The organism is Janthinobacterium sp. GW823-FHT01H08, assembly GCF_058797855.1.
Genome location: NZ_CM179504.1, coordinates 3,593,222 through 3,608,587, shown reverse-complemented (window position 1 = coordinate 3,608,587; position 15,366 = coordinate 3,593,222). Strand labels below are relative to the sequence as shown.

Below are 15,366 nucleotides of genomic sequence, written 5' to 3'. Positions count from 1 at the left end.
GGCTTTCTGTAAAACCTGGCTGGGATGGTAGTGACAAACTATAAACCCGGCGATTTTACCCTACGTACAGCACCACGGCAGAGGCCAGCAGGCAATACGCGCCAAAGAAATGCCAGCGGCCCTGTTCCAGCCAGCGCGACAGCCAGCGCAAGGCCAGCAAGCCGGCCAGGAACGACAGCAGCATGCCCAGCAGGCTGGGGCCGAGCAGGTGCAGCAGGCTGTTGCCGTGTTCCAGATGGCCCAGGCTGCCATTTGCCACGGCCTGGTAGAAGCGCCAGCCTTCCTTGACCAGCACGGCCGGCGTCAGCACGACGGCGAGGGCAAAGCTGAATTCCTCGGCGCGGCGCTGCGGCACGCCCATGGCGATGCCGGCCGAAATGGTGGCGCCCGAGCGGGAAAAGCCGCGGAAGGGCAGGCACAGGCCTTGCACGGCGCCGATCACCATCGCCTTGCCGATGGTCAAGGTGCCATGCTGACGCGCCTGCAGGCGCGAGGAGACGATGATCAGCACGCCGGCGGCGGCCAGCGCGGCGGCCATCAGTTTCGCATTGCCGAACAGATGTTCGATTTCAAAGCCGGGTGCATCCTTGCGCATGAAGTGGGTGATGCCCTTGAGCAAGCCGAAGCCGACGATGCCCGTCAGGGCCGTGGCGGCCGCGAGCAGCAGCACATTGCTGCGGAAGGCGGCGGTCGAACTGAAGTAGGTGGCGCGCCAGGATGCCCAGAAATACACGATGACGGCGAACATGGTGCCGGTGTGCAGCATCACGAGCAGCATGGTCAGTTCGGGCGACGTGGGGTCCAGCCCCATCCATTTTTCCGCCATGATGACGTGGGCGGAGCTGGACACGGGCAGCAGCTCGGCGAAGCCCTGGACGATGGAAAGGATAAATAATTGCAAAAAGTTCATGGCGGACGGGACTCAGGCGGGAAAAGCAGGGCCGCCGATTTTACCCGCCCGACCCTGCGGATGAGCCCCTCACCAGATTACAGTTTGTCCATGTCTTACTGCCTGGCCGGTTCTTGCGGCTTGAAGACGCTGCGGAAAGCCTTCAAGGCTGCGGGATGGTAGACCGTGCCATGGGTCTCTTCCGGCATCTTTTCGACGTGCCATTGCAAGCCGGGCGGCGCCTGCTTTTGCAGCACGTCGGACAGGCGCTGCACTTCGATGGCGATGCCCGCTTCGCTGCTGGACGCCAGGTACAGGCTGTGCTTGCCCGGCTTGCCCTTGGCCAGCAGCGCCGCCGCCTGACGCGGCAGCGCGCCCTGGTTCCACCACAGGCTGGGGTCGAAGGCCAGGTAGTGGTCGAACAGCTGCGGTTCCAGCAGGTATGTTTCCACCACGAACAGGCCCGCCAGCGATTCGCCGACAATGGCCGTCTCGCCCGTCGTGCGGTAGCGGCGTTTGACTTCCGGCATCAGTTCATCGCGGATGAAGGCCCGGTAGGCTTGCGAACCGCCCACGACGGGGGCGATCTTGCGGTCTTGCGCATTATCGGTGGGCCCCGTCAGGTCGCGCCGGCGCTGCGTGTTTTGCATGCCGACCAGCATGAACGGGCGCATCGTGCCGTTGGCTACCGACACCTGCAGCAAGCCGGCCACGTGCAGAAAGTCTTCGGCCACGCCGCCGTCGGGCATGTACAGCACGGGCAGGGGCGCGTCGGGCGGCGTATCCCAGGCGCGCGCCACATACACATTGATGTGGCGCTGTTCCTTCAGCGCCTGCGAGTCGATCGTGAAACTTTCGCCGATGACGAGCGGCGTGGCCGCGCTGGCGGCAGCGTTAGCCATAGCGGCGGGCGCGGCAGTGGCGAGGTGGACAGAGCTGGACAGCAGCAGGGCGGCGGTGAGGTGCAGTGCAAGGCAAGAGCGGCGCATGTTTTCCCATAATAAGTAGTGGATAGATGGCATGTACTCGTATAGACATGCCATTAAGCAATTCTATCTTATCTTTGAGGCAGGCTTACTTGATCGTCAATAGCTTGCGCTCGCGCACGATTCCCGCCTTGTCGATCGTGTAGGCAACCAGCAGCGCGCCATCCTCGGCGCAGGCGTGGCAGGTGATCAGGGGCGTGGAAAACAGCACGCTCTGGCCGCCATCGGCGGTCGCCGTGCTGCCAATAAAGTCGGCGGGGGCGAACGGGACAGAGTCTGGGTGGGCGGCGGCAAACGCGCGCCAGGCCGGTGTGGCGCGGTCTTCCTCGCGCACGGAGTCCTCGTCGACGTCGATGGCGGCGCCATCGCTGCCGATCAGCAGGGTGCCTTCATTCGTGTTGGCGCGGAACGGATAGGTGACGGTGGCCAGGGCCGCCTTGCCCAGCGGTCGCCAGGCCGAGATGAAGCCCGCCTTGTTTGCCTTGACCAGCATGTTGGCGGCGGCGATGGCTTGCGGACGGGCGCCCGAGCGCTGCATGGTGCGCAGCAGGCAGACGTCGGGTGCGGTCGACGATTGTTCGCTGCGGCAAGCCGACAGCGAGCGCTCCTGCCACACGGCGCGCGCGTCGATGGGGCCCGTCTCCAGGGCATGGGCCGCCTGCATGGCGGCCAGGCCGCCGACGGCAAGGATGGCGCAGCCGGCTACGTGGCGGGAAAATCGTGTGGACATGGGGATGCCTTTCAAGAGCGGAAACAGGAGAGTCTCCGATTATAGGAGGGGGTTGGCGTCCTTGCCCACACGAAACGGCCTTGCTGGCGGGCGGCTTGCGCCTCGTTCAGCGCTTCTTTGCCGCCGCCTGGCGCAGGGCCTTGGCTTCCTGCTTGTTGGGAATGTGCGGCCGCGTGGCCAGCTCCGCCTTGACGGCGGCGATGGCGGCGCCGAACTGCTGTTCGGCCTGCGCCTGGCTGGCGCCCGCATAATCCTGCTGATTCGATTGCGCGGCACGCAGCCGGCGCAGCAGCGCCAGCAATTGCCTGGCGTGCAGGGCAGGCAAGTCTTGCGCCAGCGCTTGCGCGACCACCGCGCCTTCCACATGGTCGGGGTCGATCAAGCGCAGCAAGGCCAGGCCCTCAGGCTGTGGTACCGGTGTCAATTTTTCCATCCAGCCATTCTAAACGAGGTCGGGATTACAGGTATTCCCAGATTTCATCGAAGGTTTCGCGGGCGAAATCGTTGCGCCAGGCTTCCGAGTTCTTTTCGCGGCTGACGGCGAACACGGCGCGCCACGTCTGCTTCGGCGAACTCGTGTAGGTGGCGGCGATCTTTTGCAGGCCGGCCTTGCATTGCTCGACCTTGCAGCCGCTCTTCGCCAGTTGCTGGGCGGCGGGCGCCCATGCCACGGGCACCTTGACGACCTGGCATTCGAAGCTGACGGCAGCCGTCTGCATGCCGTTTTCCACCGTCACGGGGGCCGCCTTGGTGGCTTGGCACGCGGCGCCATTCATGGCGGCGATGACATTGGCGGCCAGCTGTTCGGCGGCCGGCGTGACGGCCGCGCGCATGGCGGCAGGGAACAGGTCGGCGATCAGCTTGCCCGTCTTTGCAGGGAATATTGCATCCGTTTCCTTCAAGCCGCTGTACGACGCATATTCGGCGGATTGCTGGCCCGCCAGGCGCGTGGGGCGCAGGTAGGCATTGAGCTGGGCGACGCTCGCTTCATCATGGTTGATGATGGTCTTGATGTACAGGTTGGCCACGTCGACGGGCGCCAGTTCCACGGCGGTTTCCGCAGCGATGGCGGGCTGGGCCAACGCCATGGCGGCGGCCAAGGCTGCCGCCAGCAGGGCAGTGCGCGATGTTGCTACTCTTTGGTGCATGTATTTTCTCCACGATTCAATGTCAGGCGCCAAAAAATGCTTTATAGCAACTATGGCGCGCGCATTATAGATGGTAAAAGTCATAACGTTGCGCACAGAAGCTTGCGCACCTCAGGCGTCCGCCTTGCTGGCCGCTTCCAGCAAGGCCAGCAGCAGCTCCTTGCGCCGGCCTTGCGCCTTGCGCGCCAGGGTAGCCAGTTTTTCCAGCTTGCCCCAGATGGGATACAGCATGTGCTCGACCAGATAGCCTTCCAGCCCTTGCAGTTGCTGGCAGAACAGTTCCAGTTTCTCCACCTCTTCCAGTTCCGCCTGGATCTTGACCTTTGCGTTGTCCGTGCAGGCGCGCAGGCACGCGGCCAGCACGGGGGCGGAGTCGCGCGTGACGCCATATTGCTCGGCAAAGGCCGCCGTGAACTGGTCCTGCACGGACTGGTGTTCCTCGTCGACGTAGGCCATGTAGTGCTGCACCAGCGGAAAATAACGCGCATCGAGCAGGCCCAGGCCGAACGTGGCGTAGCTGCCGGGCATGCAATTCTTTTCGCCTTCCGTGTCCGCATAGAATTCGAATTGCTCGATGGCGGCGCGCGCATACGCTTCCAGCTGCGGCTGCAGGGCGGGATAGGCGAGGGCGTTGGCAAAGAAGCGATGCGTATCGGATTTCGCCAGTCCCTTGATCGGCAGGTACTGCTTGACCTTGGACTTGAGCTTGATCTGGTAGCTTTTCGGGAAACCGTTGTTGAGCAAATGCGTGATGAAGGCCAGCGCCTGCGCATATGCCTCTTCCTCTTCCCGGGCTATCGTGATGCTGATCGTGGCAAACACGTCGTTGGCGCGGCATTCCAGCTGCGCATTTTTCAGGTGGACGGCGTCGGGCGCGAAGGTGCCGCTGCCTTCCTTGAGCATGCGCACGGCCCGTTCGCTGCCCAGTTCGCGCGCGATGTCGAGGAATTTGACGCCCGTCGACTTGGCGTAGCTCGGTTCGTGGCGCAAGATCATCACGGCGCCATACAGCAGCAGGTCGATGGACGCCAGCGCCTGCTTGTCAAGCGCCGCGCCCGCCTTCAAGGTGTATTCGGTGCTGCGGTAGCTCGATTGCTGCACGTCATAGAACTGCGGCAGGAACTGTTTTTCCGCCCACGCCGACACGGCCTGGATGATATCGCTGCGGTGTTCGGCCAGCGCTTGCGGGCGCGACTTGTTCAGCTGCTCGATGCGCTCGAATTGGGCGATCGTCCAGGCGATATCGGCTTGGGGAAACAGGTGGGGATCGAGCAGGTGGCGCGCCAGGAAGAAGGTTTCCAGCTTTTTCGTCGGGCGGTTGCCATGCTCGAGCTTTTGCGTGACATACGCGCGTATGTTTTCCAGCAAGCTTGTGCGCTTGCCTGCGTTGACATACTCGAGCAGGTTCAGGTGCAGCATACCCTGCGCCGTCTGGAATTTGCCGCGAAAGCTGAAGCGGTAGTCGATCAGGGGCGTGTCGGCCAGAGTTTCCAGCTTCGCCCGCACGAGCGCTGCCAGCCGGGGCGCGATGGTGTCGCGCGCGACGGCTTCGTCGAGGCGCGAAGGCGTCCTCGGTGCGACATCATCGGCCTCGGCCAGATGGAAATCGTCGGCCGTGGTGCGTCCCGGCTTGTAGTCGAGCAGGAAATCGTTAAAAACGCCCATTTGCAAGGTGGTCCGCTTCACGGCGGCTTCCAGGTCGGTACGCTTGAGGCGCTCGGCAAACCACGCTTCGATTGCCGCCGTCATTTCTTGTGTTGCCTGCTCTACAAGATTGCTCATCTGTATCGTCGTCTTTCCCTGCATTGCACGTGACGGTGCCACCGGCTGCCGTCACGATCATGTTTAATATAAAGCACTATTTTAGGTGGTCGGGTCTGGGCGCAACAAGGGCCGCACGGTTGTCACGAGGGGGCGGTGAGGAAGCGCGCGTCGATCTCGTCGGACTGCGGTCCCACGGTGATCGTGGTGTGCCAGCCCGATGGCTTGTCGTTGCCATCAAACAAGGCGATGCGCGTGTGGACGAACAGCACGGAATACACGCCCGATTTCATGTCGCGGTTCAAGTCCCAGTGCATGAGTTCGATCGCTTCGCCCATGCGCGGCAGATGAGCGCCCGGCGGCAGCAGAATGTTCTGGTTGATGAATTCCCGGCTGGGCCCCGGTTCCTTGTGGCGCGGATCGATGTAGCGGAACGAGACGCTGGTAACGATGTTGCTCATGCATGGCTCCTGCCTGGTGATGTACCTGACGACAATAGCACAGGGGGCGGGCCGGGACGTGCGCCGCACGGCCCCAAGGCAGGCGCGCGGTTGAATATGTACGGTAACAGACGGTAGTTGACGAGCCGTCGCGCTACGCTTGCTTGTTATTGATCATTGAGATTGCCGTACACGTCATGATGCATTTATTCCTAGCAGAAAACCGCGCCGAGCTTGAGTGTCGTTGTTCGGCGATTCCGTCAGTCAGGTGGTGCCGGGGGGCGGCGGACCATACGCACAGCGGGATGCCAGCCCATGCCCTATGAAATTCTGCGCGACAGCATCGCGCTCGAGCCGGCGGGCGATGCCATTCGCTTCCATTTGTCCGTCTTCGGGGCGGAAAAGACCTGCCGCATCACCGTGACGGCCTTGCACAGCCTGGACCAGGAGCAGGGCGGCAACTTGCTGGACATCTTCGACAGCCACCGCCTGCGCATCGGCCAGCGCGCCTTCGCTTACCTGAGCCGCGATCTGCTGGTCAGCAGCGTGGTCTTGCGCGCACTTGATTTTTAGTTACTATTTCTTCTGTCTGCACCCGTGTCCTGACCAGCTATGGTATTTCCGCACAGATCGTCAAGTAAATGCAGGTATGGCTGGACGGAAATGTTACATCTCGGTATTCTGCGCATCTGATACTTATTTCTATACAGAAAAAGGTAAGAGGGCGGTTCGGGCCGGCGGCATCGCGGCGCGCACTGCCACGCAAGGTCAGGCATGCAAAGGTGAAGTCGTCCGCTTGCTGAGCGAAACGGTCATGTTTTGGCTCGCGGCGGGCAGGGAACAGTGCTGTCATCTTTAAAATAGTAGGAGAGGTTGCTCATGGATGCAGAAAAGGATGTTGTGTACGGTACAGAAGATTTGTTGATGAGTTTGTGCAACTCGGTGGTTCGGGTGCTCAACGTGGCAACACAAAGCAAGGTCAATTATTCGGGCATGGTGCAGCGCATCACCAAAACGGGCCTCAAGCCCGACATCGGCTGCTTCGTGATGTTCGATGGCGGTTTCACGGGCCTGGTGGTGCTCAATTTCGCCGCCGATACGGCGATGGAAATCTACGAGCGCTACATGTTGCACATGGGTATGCCGAAGTCGGAGCTGGCCAGCTTCTACACGTCGGACGAAGTGTCGAACATCATGGGCGAACTGATGAACCAGATCGTCGGCGACTTCACGGGCAAGGTGCGGCGCGAGCTGCAAACGAACATCACCCAGAGCCAGCCGAAGATGCTGGTGCTGAACAAGCAGGTGATGCTCAGCGTCGATACGCCGCTGGACCGCCCGGAAATGCGCCGCGTCACTTTCTATACGGAAAAGAATAATATTTTCTATCTGGAACTGGCGATCGACCGTACCGAGTTCATCAAGCTGCACGATTTCGATTCGCGCGAAATCGACGCCGATTCGCTGATGGATAGCGAGTATGCGAACCGCGAACGCGACGCCGCCCCGGCGCCTGCGGCGGAACCGGAAGACGACGACAACGCCGACCTGCTCAAATCGCTGGGCATGTAAGCAGCGGTATCGGAGAGCGGCTGGCGGCCGGTTTGCCGCCGGCCGCTGCCATATGCAGCCTACAGGGTCTTGCTCATGAAGACCCGGCTCGTGCCTTCGGGGCTGCAGGCAATCTCGCCGAAGCGGCGCCAGCCGCGGCGCTCGTAAAATTCGGGCGCCTGGAAACTGATGGTGTACAGCACCGCCGAGGCGCAGCCGCGCCGGCGTCCTTCTTCCTCGAACTGCGCCAGTACCTGGCTGCCCAGTCCCAGCCCCCGCAAGGCGGCGGGCAGATAAAACAAATCGAGAAACAGCAGGCCCAGCGAGGTCCGGCCCATGGCGCCGCCCAGCACGCGCTGGCTGTCGCGGTCGCGCACGACCACGCTCAACACCTGCCTGTCCTGGTATCCCGTGATCGCATCGTTGTAGGCGTTCAAGCCGTCGAGGATGGTTTGCTCGACCTCCGCGTCGATCGTGGCGCTGACGGAAATGGTGTAGGGCAAGGCGTGGCGCTGGTTGGCGGGCATGGCGGGCAGGAAAATAGCTGATAACTGTATGAATATACAGTATTTTGGCTAGTTTTGCCCGGCTTGTTGCGGCAACGTCAATGTTTCCATGCGGCGCATGCCCACCATGCCGCTGTGCTGGCTGTCATCGAGCGACCAGTATTCGAGCGCATACGCATAGCTGCCATCGATGATGGTCAGCGATTCCTTCTGGCGGCCGTTGGGCGCCTTGTAATACAGGCGCCGCGCGGGCCGGCCATCGACCGTGTGCCTGAACGCCTGCGGGTTGAGGGAGGCGCGCTTGCCCGCCTTGCCCGCCATCGACATCGCCGTGATCGTCACGTAAGCGCGGTCCGGGCAGCGGGCCAGCAGGTGGGCGCCGCTCAGCACGGTGGGCTGCGCTTGATCGAGCGGCAAGCCGAACGGATGCACGCCGGCGATATCGTGGCACCCCATCTGCTGCGCCAAGGTACTCAGCACGGCCGGATCGAGCGCGCTGGTATAGTGTTTTTCGGCGGTTTGCGCCTGGCCCAGCGCCAGGCGGCGCTCCAGTTCGGCCAGCGAGATATCGCTGGGCACGGGCAGTGGCGCGGGGGCGTCGGGGTCGGCCGCGCTGGACGTTTCCGCCTGCATGCGCGAGACAACGGAGTGGCTGCTCCCGGCTGTGCCATCGAGGCCGTGGGCCAATGGCGTGGCGCAGGCCAGGGCCATTGCCAGCGATAAAACCGTATGTTTCAGCATGAAATTTCCTGCAATCCGAGGCAAAATGACACGCATTGTGTCTCAGATCGCCTGCGCATGCGCGTTCCTTTCCTTTAACGTGCGGCCATCGCCGACGCAATCTCGATCGAACTCAGTTTCCAGCCCCACACGCCATGGCGCTGCAGGACCAGTGCGCCGTCCTGCGCATTGCCGTCTTGTGCGCGCACGACGAAGGTGTTCAGGCCGGCATAGCCTGCGGAATACGCGGCTTTTTTCCGGGCGCCATCGGCGGGTGCGTCCGCGTCGCCTGCGGCTCCCGCTTGCGGGCTGACGGCGCTCTTGTTGACCAGCGCGACGACACCTGCCGGCGAGACCATGGCATCGACCATCTTGCCCAGCATGGCTCCGGCGATCGACTGGCCCAGCGCGGCCAGCGGGTTATCGCTGCCGGCGGTCGCCGCGATGCTGCGCGCCATGCTCGCCTCCAGCTGCGTCTTGACGCTGGCGCGCAGGGAGGGGAAGTCCACGTGTCCGGCCAGGGCCTCGGCATTGCGCTCGGCCAGGGCGGTCTTGATCTGGTGCAAGGTGTAATACGGCGCAGCGTAGGCGGTGGCGGCGATGGCAATGGCGGCCACGGCCGCGGCGATGGTGATTTTTTTCAAGTGAAGCCTGTGAGATGGAGGGGTGGAAACGGATGCCCCGCAGCGTATCCGTTAAATTAAAATACGGCAATCATATTTTCTTGCCATTATTTCTCCACATGTGCTCCGGTCGCCCTAGGCGGACCGCTATAGAGTGATGAGGGTGGGTGCTGTATAATGGAAGAAAAGTATTTAACTAGCTGTTTTAACTGAATAAAGACCCAATATCACATGCTCTCTACAGCAAATATTACGATGCAGTTTGGCGCCAAGCCATTGTTTGAGAATATCTCCGTCAAGTTCGGCGACGGCAACCGCTATGGCTTGATCGGCGCCAACGGCTGCGGCAAGTCGACGTTCATGAAAATCCTGGGCGGCGACCTGGACCCGTCGGGCGGCAACGTCATGCTCGACACCAACGAGCGCCTGGGCAAGCTGCGCCAGGACCAGTTCGCGTTTGAAGACATGCGCGTGCTCGACGTCGTCATGATGGGCCACACGGAAATGTGGGCCGCCATCCAGCAACGCGACGCCATCTACGCGAACCCGGAAGCGACGGACGACGACTACATGCAGGCGGCTGAGCTGGAAGGCAAAGTCTCCGAATACGACGGCTACACGGCCGAGTCGCGCGCCGGCGAACTGCTGCTGGGCGCCGGTGTCGCCATTGACCTGCATCAAGGCCCGATGAGCAATGTCTCGCCAGGCTGGAAGCTGCGCGTGCTGCTGGCGCAGGCGCTGTTCTCGAATCCGGACATCCTGCTGCTCGACGAGCCGACGAATAATCTGGATATCAACACGATTCGCTGGCTGGAAGACGTGCTCAACGAGCGCAACTCCACCATGATCATCATTTCCCATGATCGCCACTTCCTGAACCAGGTGTGCACCCACGTGGCCGACATGGATTACGGCACCCTGAAGATTTATCCGGGCAACTACGACGAATACATGTTCGCCTCGACCCAGGCGCGCAACCAGCAGCTGGCCAACAACGCGAAAGCGAAAGACAAGGTTGCCGAGCTGCAGGAATTCGTGCGCCGCTTCGCCGCGAATAAATCGAAGGCCCGCCAGGCGACGTCGCGCGCCAAGCAGATCGAAAAGATCAAGGTCGACGACATCAAGCCATCGTCGCGCGCCTACCCGTTCGTGCGCTTCGACGGCGAAAAGAAATTGCACCGTCTGGCCGTGGAAGTCGAGAACATCTCGAAAGGTTTTGATCGCCAGCTGTTCAAGAACTTCAGCATCATGGTCGAAGCGGGCGAGCGCATCGCCATCATCGGCGCCAATGGCGCCGGCAAGACCACCATGCTGCGCTGCATCGCGGGCGACATCGCCGGCCTGCAGCCGGACCAGGGCCGCGTGAAGTGGGCGGAAAACGCCAACGTCGGCTACATGCCGCAAGATCCGACGGAAGATTTCGCCAAAGACACGAACCTGACCGACTGGATCGGCCAGTGGACGAAAGAGGGCGACGACGACCAGGCCGTGCGTTCCATCCTGGGCCGCTTGCTGTTCGGCGGCGACGATGTCAAGAAGGCCGTCAAGGTACTGTCCGGCGGTGAAAAGGGCCGCATGATGTACGGCAAGCTGATGCTGGGCCGCCACAACGTGCTGATGCTCGATGAACCGACCAACCACATGGACATGGAATCGATCGAATCCTTGAACATCGCGCTGGAAAAATACGCGGGCACCCTGATCTTCGTGTCGCATGACCGCGAATTCGTGTCCTCTCTGGCCAACCGCATCATCGAAATCAAGGAAGATGAAGTGGTCGATTACCGCGGCAATTACGAGGATTACCTGAAGAGCCAGGGTATCGATTAATTGGTACGCTCACGTTGGGTCGGATTACGCGCTGTGCGCTAATCCGACCTACGTCAGGGTGAGTTCCCCGGGTTGGTCGCGTAGGTCGGATTAGCGTAGCGTAATCCGACATTACAAGGCAAACCACCGAGCACCACACCGACGCGCCGCGGTTCATTCGTTCCGGCGCACCTGCTTCATTGCAATCGTGCCGGTCTATCCCGTTTTTGTTTGACACAGCCATGCAAACTTTAGCCATCAAATCCGTCGAGTACGAACATCCACAAGACGGAGCCAGCTGCACTGCCCACGCCTGGGCACGCACGCCAGCGACGCCGTCCCCGGCTGAAAAAGCCGAACTGATCACGCGCATCAAGCGCTTGCTGATCGAGCGCGAAGCCGTGCTCGTTGCCCACTATTACGTAGATGCCGACCTGCAAGACCTGGCCGAAGCCACGGGCGGCTGCGTCTCCGACTCGCTGGAAATGGCCCGCTTCGGGCGCGACCATCCGGCCAAGACCCTGGTCGTGGCCGGCGTGCGCTTCATGGGTGAAACGGCGAAAATCCTCAGTCCAGAGAAAACCGTCCTGATGCCCGACCTCGACGCCACTTGCTCGCTCGACCTCGGCTGCCCGGTCGATGAATTCACGGCCTTCTGCGATGCCCATCCGGACCGCACGGTCGTCGTTTACGCCAACACCAGCGCGGCCGTCAAGGCGCGCGCGGACTGGATGGTGACGTCGTCGATCGGCCTCGACATCGTGGCCCACCTGCATGCGCAGGGCAAGAAAATCCTGTGGGCGCCGGACAAGCACCTGGGTTCGTACATTCAGAAAGAAACAGGCGCCGACATGCTGCTGTGGCAAGGCTCCTGCCTCGTGCACGACGAATTCAAGGGTATCGAACTCGATTTGCTCAAGGAAGAGTATCCGCAAGCCAAGGTGCTCGTGCATCCGGAGTCGCCCGCCAACGTGGTGGCCCTGGCCGACATGGTGGGCTCGACGTCGCAAATGATCGCGGCAGCGCAAACCATGGACACGGACACTTTTATTGTCGCCACCGACAACGGCATCTTGCACAAGATGCGGGCGGCCGCGCCAGGTAAACGCTTCATCGAAGCGCCCACGGCCGGCAACAGCGCCACCTGTAAAAGCTGCGCGCATTGCCCGTGGATGGCCATGAACGGCTTGCTGAACCTGGCGCAAACGCTGGAAAACATGCACAACGAAATCCACGTCGATCCCGCCGTCGGCCAGCTGGCCGTGCGCTCGATCAATCGCATGCTCGACTTCGCCGCCGCCAAGAAGGCGGGCCTGAAGCCGGGCGCGGACCTGGCAAAAGAAACCACATTGTTCCAAGGAATCGGTCCAGCATGAGTACCCTCGTTAATTCTTTCGCTCCCTTCGATCCGGCCCTGGCGCGCGCGTTCGAGGGCAATCTGCTGGCCGCCCTGCTGGAAGACGTGGGCCAGTGCGACCTGACGGGCGAGCTGGTGCCGCCCGACCACATCGTCACGGCCCGTGTCATCGTGCGCGAAGCGGCCGTGCTGTGCGGCGCGCCATGGTTCGAAGGCATCATGAAAAGCCTGGACCGCAGCATCGACATCGTTTGGCATTATGCCGAAGGCGACATGATGACGGCCGACAGCGTTGTCTGCACGATTGAAGCGCCGGCGCGCGCCCTGCTCACGGCCGAGCGCAGCGCCCTCAATTTCCTGCAGCTGCTGTCGGCCGTCGCCACGGCCACGCGCCGGTATGTCGATGTGATCGCCGGCACGAAAGCTTCCATCCTGGACACGCGCAAGACCTTGCCGGGCCTGCGCCTGGCGCAAAAGTATGCGGTGCGCGTGGGCGGCGGCAAGAACCAGCGCCTGGCCCTGTATGACGGCATCCTGATCAAGGAAAACCATATCGCGGCGGCCGGCGGCGTCAGCCAGGCCTTGGAAAACGCGCGCAATCTCGACGCGGGCGTGCCTGTGCAGATCGAGGTGGAAACCCTGGCGCAATTGCAGGAAGCGCTCGATGCGGGCGCCGTCTCCGTCTTGCTCGATAACTTCAGCAACGACATGATGCGCGAGGCCGTGGCCCTCACCAACGGCCGCGCCTTGCTCGAAGCGTCGGGCGGCATTAACTTCGACACCGTGCGCGCCATCGCCGAAACGGGCGTGGACCGCATCTCGATCGGCAGCCTGACGAAGGACGTGCGGGCCACCGATTACTCTTTGCGCATCGTCGGCTGATGAGAAGAGCGGGGCGGCGCCTGCTGGCCTTGGCGCTGCTGTGGCCGGCGTTTGCCGTGCCTTTGCCGGCGCCGGCGCGCGAGCTGCTGGCCGTGGGTGCGCAGTTCGAGCGCGTGTTCGAATATCAGGACAGCGGCGAATACGGCGGCCTGGGCGCGGAAATGCTGCGCGTGATGGCGGCGCGCACGGGTAACACCGTGCGTTTTCGCATGGTGCCGTGGGCGCGCGCGCAAGCCATGCTGGTGCAGGGCCAGGCCGATATCCTCATCGGTCCCTACAAGACGCCCGAGCGCATTGCCAGCATGGCGTTTTCCGACAAGGCGTTCTACCAGGACCAGATGGTCTTTTATACGCGCCAGGACGCCAGTTTCGGCTGGGATGGCGATTACGCGGCGCTGAAGAACCGCCGAGTGGTGCTGCTCAATGGCTGGGCCTATGGCGCGGACTGGGAGCGCGTGCGGCCCGGCCTGCAGGTCAGCGTGGCCAACAATGTGGAAAATGGCTTGAAGATGCTGGTGCACAGCCACGTCGACGTGTTCATCAGCAACCGCCGCAATACCGACCCCGTCATCGCCCGTCTCGGCTATGGCCGCCAGGTGAAACCGCTGCCCAGAATCATCGAACTGCAAAACGGCTATTTTGCCTATCCACGCTCACCCGCTTTCGACAGGCTGCGGCTGCAGTTCGACCAGGAACTGAATAACCTGATCGAGACGGGCGAATTGAAACGACTGGGCAAGCGCTACGACGTCAGCATACCCTGACACTGGCTATCTTTGCCGCGCTTGACACGCCTCAAGCATGCTCCATGGCCCGGTTCTACCCTGAAAGCAGGCAGCACGATACTGCCCATCACGCCGAGGGGAATGCCATGGATACGCACCGCATCAAGCAACTGATCTGCACCGGTTTCGTCATCGCGCTGGCCGCGGCCCTGTTTGCCTGCGGCGGCGGCCATCATCACCATCCACCGGCCGCGAGCGCCTATGCGGCCACCAGCCTGGTGTCGGACACGCCCGCCGTGCCGGCCGCGCACACGGACCCCAACCTCGTCAATGCCTGGGGCGTGGCCTTCAACCCGCGCGGTTTCGTCTGGGTGGCCGCGAATGGCACGGCGAAGTCCACTTTGTACGATGGCAACGGCGTGCCGCAATCGCTGGTGGTCGGCACGCCGGCAGGGCCCACGGGCATCGTCTTCAACGGCACGCAGGACTTCAAGCTGAGCCAGAACGGCGTGACGGCGCCCAGCCCCTTCATCTTCGCCAGCGAAAGCGGGACTATTTCCGCCTGGTCGCCCACGGTCAGCCCGACGACGGCCCTGGTCGTGTTCGACGGCAGCGCGGGCGGCAGCGTCTACAAGGGCCTGGCCATTTCGCGCTATGCGGGCGCCAATTACCTGTATGCGGCCGATTTCCACAACGGGCGCGTCGACGTCTTCGATGCCGGCTTCGCCAGGGTCGCCCTGCCTGGCGCATTCGGCGACCCCGGCTTGCCGGCTGGCTATGCGCCGTTCGGCATTCAGGCCATTGGCGAGCGCATCTATGTCGCCTACGCGAAGCGGGAAGCCAGCGGCGACGATGAAGAGGCCGGCGCCGGCCTCGGTATCGTGAACGTGTATGACACGGGCGGCACACTGATCAAGCGGCTGGTGAGCGGCGGCGCCCTGAATGCGCCATGGGGCATGGCACTGGCGCCCGCCGATTTCGGCACGGCCAGCAATATGTTGTTGATAGGGAATTTTGGCGATGGCAAGATCAATGCCTATGACCCCGACACGGGTACCGCCGCTGGCGTGCTGCGCAAGACCGATGGCACGCCGCTGGCGATCGATGGCTTGTGGGGCATCGCCTTCGGCAATGGCCTCAACAGCCAGCCCGTCAATACGCTGTTCTATGCGGCCGGGCCGGATGACGAGACGCATGGGCAATACGGGCGCATCGATTTGAAGTAGACGCAACGTCCCC

At 62.4% G+C, this 15,366-nt stretch carries 17 protein-coding genes; 7 read left to right on the top strand and 10 right to left on the bottom strand.

Annotated features, from left to right (window positions below):
* Positions 1 to 55: 55 nt before the first annotated feature.
* The 7 genes from AC3RCG_RS16100 to AC3RCG_RS16070 form a co-directional block, all read right to left on the bottom strand.
* Complete coding sequence (locus AC3RCG_RS16100) at positions 56 to 910, bottom strand: undecaprenyl-diphosphate phosphatase (protein WP_492401239.1); 855 nt, start codon at positions 908 to 910, stop codon at positions 56 to 58.
* Between the two features lie 95 nt (positions 911 to 1,005).
* The gene (locus AC3RCG_RS16095; protein ID WP_492401240.1) at positions 1,006 to 1,791 is read right to left on the bottom strand and encodes an alpha/beta hydrolase; all 786 of its coding nucleotides are present in this window, start codon (positions 1,789 to 1,791) and stop codon (positions 1,006 to 1,008) included.
* 172 nt (positions 1,792 to 1,963) lie between these two features.
* A complete protein-coding gene (locus tag AC3RCG_RS16090) occupies positions 1,964 to 2,605 on the bottom strand; it encodes a hypothetical protein (protein ID WP_409028657.1) in 642 nt (213 codons plus the stop codon).
* Between the two features lie 106 nt (positions 2,606 to 2,711).
* Positions 2,712 to 3,038: a hypothetical protein gene (locus tag AC3RCG_RS16085; RefSeq protein ID WP_409028658.1), complete on the bottom strand. Its 327-nt coding sequence runs from the start codon at positions 3,036 to 3,038 to the stop codon at positions 2,712 to 2,714.
* A 25-nt stretch (positions 3,039 to 3,063) separates the two neighbouring features.
* Positions 3,064 to 3,753: a hypothetical protein gene (locus AC3RCG_RS16080; RefSeq protein ID WP_409028659.1), complete on the bottom strand. Its 690-nt coding sequence runs from the start codon at positions 3,751 to 3,753 to the stop codon at positions 3,064 to 3,066.
* A gap of 111 nt (positions 3,754 to 3,864) precedes the next feature.
* Positions 3,865 to 5,535, bottom strand: coding sequence for a DUF6138 family protein (locus tag AC3RCG_RS16075; RefSeq protein WP_492401241.1), 1,671 nt, complete (start codon positions 5,533 to 5,535; stop codon positions 3,865 to 3,867).
* 122 nt (positions 5,536 to 5,657) lie between these two features.
* The gene (locus AC3RCG_RS16070) at positions 5,658 to 5,975 is read right to left on the bottom strand and encodes a hypothetical protein (protein WP_409028661.1); all 318 of its coding nucleotides are present in this window, start codon (positions 5,973 to 5,975) and stop codon (positions 5,658 to 5,660) included.
* Between the two features lie 294 nt (positions 5,976 to 6,269).
* On the opposite strand from AC3RCG_RS16070, the gene AC3RCG_RS16065 reads away from it, so the two are divergent.
* Positions 6,270 to 6,527: a DUF1488 family protein gene (locus AC3RCG_RS16065; protein ID WP_070218388.1), complete on the top strand. Its 258-nt coding sequence runs from the start codon at positions 6,270 to 6,272 to the stop codon at positions 6,525 to 6,527.
* Between the two features lie 306 nt (positions 6,528 to 6,833).
* Positions 6,834 to 7,526: a DUF3334 family protein gene (locus AC3RCG_RS16060; protein ID WP_070218387.1), complete on the top strand. Its 693-nt coding sequence runs from the start codon at positions 6,834 to 6,836 to the stop codon at positions 7,524 to 7,526.
* Between the two features lie 59 nt (positions 7,527 to 7,585).
* Here AC3RCG_RS16060 and AC3RCG_RS16055 read toward each other — a convergent pair whose 3' ends face one another.
* The 3 genes from AC3RCG_RS16055 to AC3RCG_RS16045 form a co-directional block, all read right to left on the bottom strand.
* Complete coding sequence (locus tag AC3RCG_RS16055) at positions 7,586 to 8,032, bottom strand: GNAT family N-acetyltransferase (RefSeq protein ID WP_492401242.1); 447 nt, start codon at positions 8,030 to 8,032, stop codon at positions 7,586 to 7,588.
* 48 nt (positions 8,033 to 8,080) lie between these two features.
* Positions 8,081 to 8,752 (bottom strand): hypothetical protein, encoded by a 672-nt coding sequence (locus AC3RCG_RS16050; protein ID WP_492401243.1) that lies wholly within the window; start codon positions 8,750 to 8,752, stop codon positions 8,081 to 8,083.
* Between the two features lie 74 nt (positions 8,753 to 8,826).
* Positions 8,827 to 9,375 (bottom strand): DUF2939 domain-containing protein, encoded by a 549-nt coding sequence (locus AC3RCG_RS16045; protein ID WP_492401244.1) that lies wholly within the window; start codon positions 9,373 to 9,375, stop codon positions 8,827 to 8,829.
* A gap of 210 nt (positions 9,376 to 9,585) precedes the next feature.
* On the opposite strand from AC3RCG_RS16045, the gene AC3RCG_RS16040 reads away from it, so the two are divergent.
* The 5 genes from AC3RCG_RS16040 to AC3RCG_RS16020 all read left to right on the top strand — a co-directional run bounded on the left by AC3RCG_RS16040 (position 9,586) and on the right by AC3RCG_RS16020 (position 15,353).
* On the top strand, positions 9,586 to 11,184 hold the full coding sequence (locus AC3RCG_RS16040) for an ABC-F family ATPase (RefSeq protein WP_034756044.1): 1,599 nt from the start codon (positions 9,586 to 9,588) through the stop codon (positions 11,182 to 11,184).
* A gap of 221 nt (positions 11,185 to 11,405) precedes the next feature.
* Positions 11,406 to 12,539: a quinolinate synthase NadA gene (gene nadA / locus AC3RCG_RS16035; protein WP_070218383.1), complete on the top strand. Its 1,134-nt coding sequence runs from the start codon at positions 11,406 to 11,408 to the stop codon at positions 12,537 to 12,539.
* The gene (gene nadC, locus AC3RCG_RS16030; protein ID WP_070218382.1) at positions 12,536 to 13,402 is read left to right on the top strand and encodes a carboxylating nicotinate-nucleotide diphosphorylase; all 867 of its coding nucleotides are present in this window, start codon (positions 12,536 to 12,538) and stop codon (positions 13,400 to 13,402) included. Before nadA ends, nadC begins: the two co-directional genes overlap by 4 nt.
* The gene (locus AC3RCG_RS16025; protein WP_492401246.1) at positions 13,402 to 14,166 is read left to right on the top strand and encodes a substrate-binding periplasmic protein; all 765 of its coding nucleotides are present in this window, start codon (positions 13,402 to 13,404) and stop codon (positions 14,164 to 14,166) included. Before nadC ends, AC3RCG_RS16025 begins: the two co-directional genes overlap by 1 nt.
* Positions 14,167 to 14,273: 107 nt before the next feature.
* The gene (locus tag AC3RCG_RS16020) at positions 14,274 to 15,353 is read left to right on the top strand and encodes a TIGR03118 family protein (protein ID WP_492401247.1); all 1,080 of its coding nucleotides are present in this window, start codon (positions 14,274 to 14,276) and stop codon (positions 15,351 to 15,353) included.
* Positions 15,354 to 15,366 lie beyond the last annotated feature (13 nt).